2 protein-coding genes and 2 tRNA genes are annotated in these 1,694 nt (G+C 75.2%); all 4 read left to right on the top strand.

Annotated features, from left to right (window positions below; translation table 11 throughout):
- The first annotated feature begins 42 nt into the window (after positions 1-42).
- The 4 genes from ACFC2L_RS06625 to ACFC2L_RS06610 all read left to right on the top strand — a co-directional run bounded on the left by ACFC2L_RS06625 (position 43) and on the right by ACFC2L_RS06610 (position 1,528).
- A tRNA-Cys gene (locus ACFC2L_RS06625) sits at positions 43-113 on the top strand.
- A gap of 19 nt (positions 114-132) precedes the next feature.
- Positions 133-207 (top strand) — tRNA-Val (locus ACFC2L_RS06620).
- 57 nt (positions 208-264) lie between these two features.
- Positions 265-1,152, top strand: a complete 888-nt coding sequence (locus ACFC2L_RS06615) for a hypothetical protein (protein ID WP_375823498.1) — start codon at positions 265-267, stop codon at positions 1,150-1,152.
- A 52-nt stretch (positions 1,153-1,204) separates the two neighbouring features.
- A complete protein-coding gene (locus tag ACFC2L_RS06610; RefSeq protein ID WP_375823497.1) occupies positions 1,205-1,528 on the top strand; it encodes a DUF2277 domain-containing protein in 324 nt (107 codons plus the stop codon).
- Positions 1,529-1,694 lie beyond the last annotated feature (166 nt).

The following is a 1,694-nucleotide window of genomic DNA, read 5'->3' as shown; positions in this document are numbered from 1 at the left end:
CTCTGGCCTGCTCCTCCGGGAGCGTGAGAGGACGCGTCTCAAGGTGGAGTGGCCGAGAGGCGAGGCAGCGGCCTGCAAAGCCGTATACGTGGGTTCGAATCCCATCTCCACCTCGCAGCAGTGCAGCACCCCGGGCGATTGGCGCAGCGGTAGCGCGCTTCCCTGACACGGAAGAGGTCACTGGTTCGATCCCAGTATCGCCCACCAGCACGAAGGCCGTCCCGGTTCACCGGGGCGGCCTTCGTCGTCCACTACCCTCGGCCCATGCCCGACCTGCGCCCCGCCCACGACGTGCTGCCGCTCGGCACCGCCCCGCGTCCCACGACCGCCGCCGAGCTCCTCGCCCGGCTGCGCCCCGCCCTGCTCGGCCTGCTCGGGCCGACCGTCGAGGGCGCCGACCGGGCGCGGCTCGACGCAGACCTCGACGGCCCCGACGTCTCCCGGCTCGACGTCGACCTGACGGGGGTGCGCGTGCGCGTCGGCAGCCAGGGCGCCGCTCGGAGCGCGGAGCACGCGTCCGGCCGCTCGTCCCGGGACGTCGAGGACGTGCGCTCGCGCGAGGACGCGGTCCTGCGCCGGGTGCGCGTCGACGCGCACCCGCTCCTGGTCGAGGACGTGCCGGTGGACGTCGTCGCCGAGGCCGAGGGCCTGCGGTTCCGCTGGGTCGAGGACACCGCCGGCGGCCTCGGGGTCGAGGGCGTCGAGCCCGACGACGCCGCGCCCCTCACCGGCCACGTCCGGGTCGCGGCCCCGCGTGACGCGATCGTCGCGACCGCACGGCGGCTCGTGGCGACGGAGCTCCAGAACCTCGGCCTCACGCTCGCGTCGCTCGACGTCGAACTCGAGTCGGCGGGGCCCCGCAGGGTGACCCTCCGCGGGTTCGCCCGGGTCCGCAAGGGGATCCTCTCGGCGAGCGTGCGCGCGACGGCGACCGCGGAGGTCGACGCACGGATGGTGCTCGCCGTCCGGGACCTCGAGCTGTCGAGCCGCAACCCCGTCGTCGCGGCGCTGCTCGTCGCGGCGCGCGGCGACCTCGCGAAGGTCGAGGGCCGCCAGGTCGACCTCGTGTCCGACCTGCCGCCGGGCGTCCGCCTCGCGGACGTCCGCGTCGACGTCGGCGAGACGCTCGCCGTCTCGGCACGCTTCGCCTGACGAGGCCGGGCCGCCCTTGTGGCGCGCCTCGCGCGCACGTAGCGTCGGGAGCATGTGCCGGAACATCACGACCCTGCGCGGCCTCGAGCCGCCCGCCACCGACGAGGAGATCGAGGCGGCCGCGCGTCAGTTCGTCCGCAAGGTCACCGGGATCCAGCGCACGAGCGCGGCGACCGAGGAGCCGTTCGAGCGCGCGGTCGACGAGGTCACGGCGATCGTCGCGCGGCTGCTCGACGAGCTGCCGGAACGCCGCAACCCGCCGTCGACCGTCCCCCCGCTCCGTCGCGAGGAGGTCCGGGCGCGCATCGCCGCGCGTGAGGCGGCCGAGCGCGAGCACGAGCGGGCGCACGCCCTGGGGATCGCGCACACCCACTGAGCGGGAGCAGGTCCGGCGCCCGCACGGTCGGCGCGCGGCGACCGTGGCGCGCGCGGCAGCGCGACGAGGCCGTCTAGGCCCTGTCCTGCGAATGTTCTTGGCATGTGTCCGGTAATGTCCGGGTTGTGGGTGTGGGGCGTGGTGAGCTGACTGACACGGCGTGGGC

This window comes from Cellulosimicrobium sp. NPDC055967 (assembly GCF_042269845.1).
In the GTDB taxonomy this organism is placed as follows: domain Bacteria; phylum Actinomycetota; class Actinomycetes; order Actinomycetales; family Cellulomonadaceae; genus Cellulosimicrobium.
The sequence above is the reverse complement of the archived record's forward strand: the minus strand, read 5'-3'. Positions and strand labels throughout refer to the sequence as shown.